A 4,353-nucleotide genomic window follows, 5' to 3' on the forward strand; every position below is an offset into this window, starting at 1 on the left:
TCCATTTTTTGAGGTTGATTTTTGTTGAGCCTCCGAAAAAACACACCGCTCAAGGTCCGCTATCTTGAAAAAATGGGTTTTTCAGGGGGAACTATATAGACGAACACCTTTATTCAAAGCTTGTGTAGCCAGCACGAATTCTGTTCCATCTTTTTCCTTTATACAGAGGCCTTTTATGCCTTGGTGCACAAGAGTACTTCTAAAGGCAGGAAAAGTTCCTGGATAGTTTAAGACATTTTCTTGCTTTCCCGGCACAAAGCTTTGCCCTGGTTTAAGCTGGCAAAGGGTTCCATTCTCCGGGCGTATACATAGCGTTACGGAATCTGAGGGGAGGTTAAACGGACAACGCCCGAGATCAGAGAATGAACTAATAGGACCTTTTCCAGCTGAAAACATAAAAACTCCTTTCAAAGAACCGTGAATGAAGTGGTGCAAGATGTTTCATTCATTAAAGTTATCGGTTTCAAAAAAGCTGGATTGCTTGAGAGGAGAATTTTTTTTGAGAAATGCGGAAAAGTGCTGTGATTCTGCATCATAGGGCAGAAGTTTTTTTTCTTTTAAAGTTTTTGAGGAGAGCCAGAAACAAAAAAGCCACCCTTTTTAAGAGTGGCTTTTGCTTTGGTGGAGGCGGAGGGAATCGCACCCTCGTCCGAAGTAGTGACCACAAGTGCTTCTCCATGTGTAGTCTGTATTTTGGATTTCGCTTCATCACGACTCCTACAGACAGGGTGAAATGAAGCTAGCGTGATCGAGTTTTGTCAGTTCAAGCTCATGCGGGCTTGAAGCTAACGTAGCCTTCTAGCGGCGTCTTCCAACATAGAAGGCGTCTGTCGGTTGACGGGATGCACTTTTAGGCAGCCATAGCGAGAGGTTCGCCAATTACAATTTGTGCCAATGGTTTTGCGACGCACTGACAGGTCGACATGCCACACAAGTATCAGAAACTTCGTCGAAATCTTTTCGCCCCCAGTAAAAGCAGTAGTAAACTGCTTTTACTGGGGGGCTCCACCAAATTGTCAAAGAACTATCGTTTTATGGCGCGTTCCATTTCGCGGTCGGCGCTTCGTTTTTTCATGGTGTCGCGCTTATCAAACTTTTTCTTCCCTCGGCACAAACCCAGTTCCACTTTGATTTTGCCGGCTTTTAAGTATACCGAAAGCGGAATCAATGTACATCCCTTTGTTTTCAGGTTGTCACCAAGTTGTCGAATTTGTTCGTGATGCAGCAAAAGCTTGCGATCGCGCGTGGGCTCGTGGTTTTGCAGCGATGCCGGCATATAGGGGCTGATGTGCATTTTCAGCAGCCACACTTCGCCGTCTCGCAAAAGGGAATACGAATCCACCAAATTGCCAAGGCCCGCACGAAGACTTTTCACTTCGCTTCCCGCCAAAACGATGCCGGCTTCAAAGCGCTCTTCCACAAAATAGTTGTGAAGCGCTTTTTTGTTTTTACAAATGATCTTCATATTTTTTCCCTCTCAAATGAGGGCGGTGGGATATAAGTCAAAAGAAAGCTTGAAAGTCAACGAAGGAAACCGTGAAGAATTAAGCCGTTTGCGATTTTTGCCGTTCATTCATTGCTGTAGCAACTTTTTTTTCTTTCGCAATTCCGGCAGAAATCACCAGCTTAAAGGCGTATTCAATGGAAATATCGATAACAGTAATATCCTCTTCTGGAACCATAATCCAAAACCCAGAGGTGGGATTTGGAGTAGTGGGAATAAATAAATTTATCCATTTGCGTTGCTCAACCTGCTGAATCATGGGAATGGGTTCGCCTGTCATGAAAGCCAGCATATAACAGCCTCTGCGGGGATATTCAACGAGGCAAACATTTTGAAATCGCTGCTCATCTTCACGAATGACGGTTTTGAGAAACTGCTGAATCGCAGTATAAATAGTTCGTCCTAATGGAATTCTGGAAATAAGGGCATCTCCAAGCTCAATGACTTTTTTTCCAATATAAAGTCTGGCAAAAAGTCCGATAAGAAGCACCAACGTTATCGTAACAATAAGTCCAAGACCTGGGATGTGAAAACCAAAAAGTTGAGTGGGATGAAAACGTTGTGGGACTAAGCCTAGCAGCGAATTGTCAGCATAAATAATGAGGCCTTTTAAAATCCAAAAAGTTAAAATGAGTGGCGCTGTTACCAAAATTCCAGCAATAAAATAACGTTTAAAAATTTTTTTAATCCACGCTAGCATGTGTCACCTGTGTGTTTTAGCACGTCACCTGCAACGGAGGCGTAAGAGATATCGGTATCTTCTGTATGTTGAATAAGTTGTTCGGAGAGATTTTTTTCAGAGCAGGCTTCGGGAAGTTTTACGGCAATGATGTCGGCTTGTTTTCCCATTTCCAACGTTCCACATTCTTGCTCCAAGCCTAAAGCCCTTGCCCCACCTACGGTTGCCATGCGCAAGAGTTCTGATGCACTGGGAAGTGGGTCGGAGCCTTGGCGTAACGCTTCACGCATTTCAGTCCATAAGCTTAATCCGCTCTTTCCATTCCAGAGCTGGCTGCCAAGGCCAATGGGAATGCCTGCATCTCGCAACTTTGCGAGTGGCAAGGTTCCGTGGCCCATCACTAAATTGGTGATGGGGCTATAGACTACTTGCGTGAGATGGCGAGCCATCAACGGCAAGTCTTTTTCAGAAAGGTGCAAGCAGCCCACAATGCAAACAGGCGCGTCTAAAAAACCGATGTCTGCCAAATACTGAATGGGAGTTTTGTGTTGAGGAGAAGGTTGCTGCCAGCCCATATGTTCAAACAGTTTTAGCATGGGGCCTTCGGAATCGAAGAAAAATTCCATCTCGGCAAAAGCTTCTGCTGCATGGATTTGCAGCGGCAGCTTCATGTTGCGGCAAAAAAGTGAAAGCATGCGAAGGGTGTTGCGCGAAAGCAGATAAGGAGCATAAGGCCCAACGCCAGTTTTCATGCGGCTCAGCTGCATTTCACTATATCGTTCTGCAAGTGCCATGGCGATTTCAAAATTTTCTTGAGCTTTTTCACCTTGGCCCAAAACAATTTCGGGATAGGCCATCACGCGAAGTTTTGAATCGGCCAAAAGTTTGAGAGATGCTTCTTTGCAGGTCATAGCGCCAACAGTTGTAGTTCCTGTGTTTGCGAGGCGAGACAATGCTGTTTTGGCAACATCCATTGCTTCTTGCACATCAAGTTTGTTGCGGTAGTGCATGGAAGCAATGAGTGTTTCAACATAGTGTTGTGGCTCGAATAAATCTTTGTTGCCCAAAATGCTTTCGTAAAAACCAATCAGATCAAGCTGGCAGTGTGCATTGACAAGGCCCGGCATGAGGACGTGATTTTCAAAGTGTAAAGGTTTTGCGTTTGGATAGCGTTCTTGGAGTTCCTCTTTTGTGCCGACATCTTTAATAACACTTCCTTCAACGGCAACGGCGCCATGTGGAAGTACAGGAAAGTCGTGAGTCATGGCAAGAAGGTACGAAGCGGAAAGGATGTTCATGGTGGCGGCTAGCGTATCAGATGAAGTGTGATGTGACAATACTCAATTGAAATGGAAGCAAAAAACAAAGCTGATCATCTGGCGATGAGATAAGAGGTGCCGCCGCGGTGTCCAAGAATTTCACGTTTGAGTGTTGCGAAGTCTTCTGGATTTTTTTCGTAATTTACAAATGAGCTATCTACAATCAAGAGCGGTGTTTCGTGATAGTCGGAGAAATGCTGATTATACGTGCTGCTCAGCTCTTCCAAGTATTCTTTGTCGATGGCGTTTTCGTATTTAAGTCCGCGCATTTTTATGCGGTCCATCATTACGCTGATGTCGGCACGCAAATAAATGACCAGATCTGGATGAGGTAACTTTTTTGCCAGCATATCGTACATGGTGAAGTAGAGATTTTGTTCATCAGCCGAGAGGTTGAGCTTTGCAAAAATGACATCTTTTTCAAACGTGTAATCACAAATAACAAGTTGATTAAAAAGTTCTTGTTGTTTTAGTTCTAGTTGTTGTTGGTAACGGTTGAGCAAGAAAAAAAGTTGCGTCTTGAAGGCGTTCTTTTTTGGATTCTCATAAAATTCAGGCAGGAAAGGGTTTTTAAGAGCGGGCTCTAAAATGAGTTTGCAATGAAACTCTTCTGCAAGCATTTTGCACAGCGTGGTTTTTCCAGCGCCGATAGGGCCATCTACTGCAATATAGCGAAGTTTTCGCTCGCTTGACATGCACGCACTGTAGCAAAGTTTTTATTTTCCAACAAGAATTTTCTGTCATTGCGAACAATGAGTTGACTGAATCACTGGATCCCCTAAATTCACAAACGAAGTGCAACACTTTATGGATAAGGTGTTGCCATGGGAACCTACTACAAACAACTATCG

The 4,353-nt window shown here is 44.1% G+C and carries 5 protein-coding genes and 1 other RNA gene; all 6 read right to left on the reverse strand.

All coding sequences use genetic code 11. The annotated features are described in order from the left end of the window. Positions 1 to 81: 81 nt before the first annotated feature. Complete coding sequence (locus tag COV43_06265) at positions 82 to 396, reverse strand: hypothetical protein (GenBank protein PIR25236.1); 315 nt, start codon at positions 394 to 396, stop codon at positions 82 to 84. Positions 397 to 619: 223 nt separating this feature from the next. Further along, positions 620 to 968: a transfer-messenger RNA gene (gene ssrA, locus COV43_06270) on the reverse strand. Between the two features lie 56 nt (positions 969 to 1,024). Continuing rightward, positions 1,025 to 1,465: an SsrA-binding protein gene (locus tag COV43_06275; protein PIR25237.1), complete on the reverse strand. Its 441-nt coding sequence runs from the start codon at positions 1,463 to 1,465 to the stop codon at positions 1,025 to 1,027. Between the two features lie 79 nt (positions 1,466 to 1,544). Further along, positions 1,545 to 2,204 carry a hypothetical protein gene (locus tag COV43_06280; GenBank protein ID PIR25238.1) on the reverse strand — a complete coding sequence of 220 codons (660 nt, stop codon included), beginning with the start codon at positions 2,202 to 2,204 and terminating at the stop codon, positions 1,545 to 1,547. Then, positions 2,198 to 3,481 carry a hypothetical protein gene (locus COV43_06285; protein PIR25239.1) on the reverse strand — a complete coding sequence of 428 codons (1,284 nt, stop codon included), beginning with the start codon at positions 3,479 to 3,481 and terminating at the stop codon, positions 2,198 to 2,200. Before COV43_06285 ends, COV43_06280 begins: the two co-directional genes overlap by 7 nt. A 74-nt stretch (positions 3,482 to 3,555) precedes the next feature. After that, the gene (locus tag COV43_06290) at positions 3,556 to 4,197 is read right to left on the reverse strand and encodes a deoxynucleoside kinase (protein ID PIR25240.1); all 642 of its coding nucleotides are present in this window, start codon (positions 4,195 to 4,197) and stop codon (positions 3,556 to 3,558) included. Positions 4,198 to 4,353 lie beyond the last annotated feature (156 nt).

This window comes from Deltaproteobacteria bacterium CG11_big_fil_rev_8_21_14_0_20_42_23 (assembly GCA_002796345.1).
Taxonomy (GTDB): domain Bacteria; phylum UBA10199; class UBA10199; order 2-02-FULL-44-16; family 2-02-FULL-44-16; genus 1-14-0-20-42-23.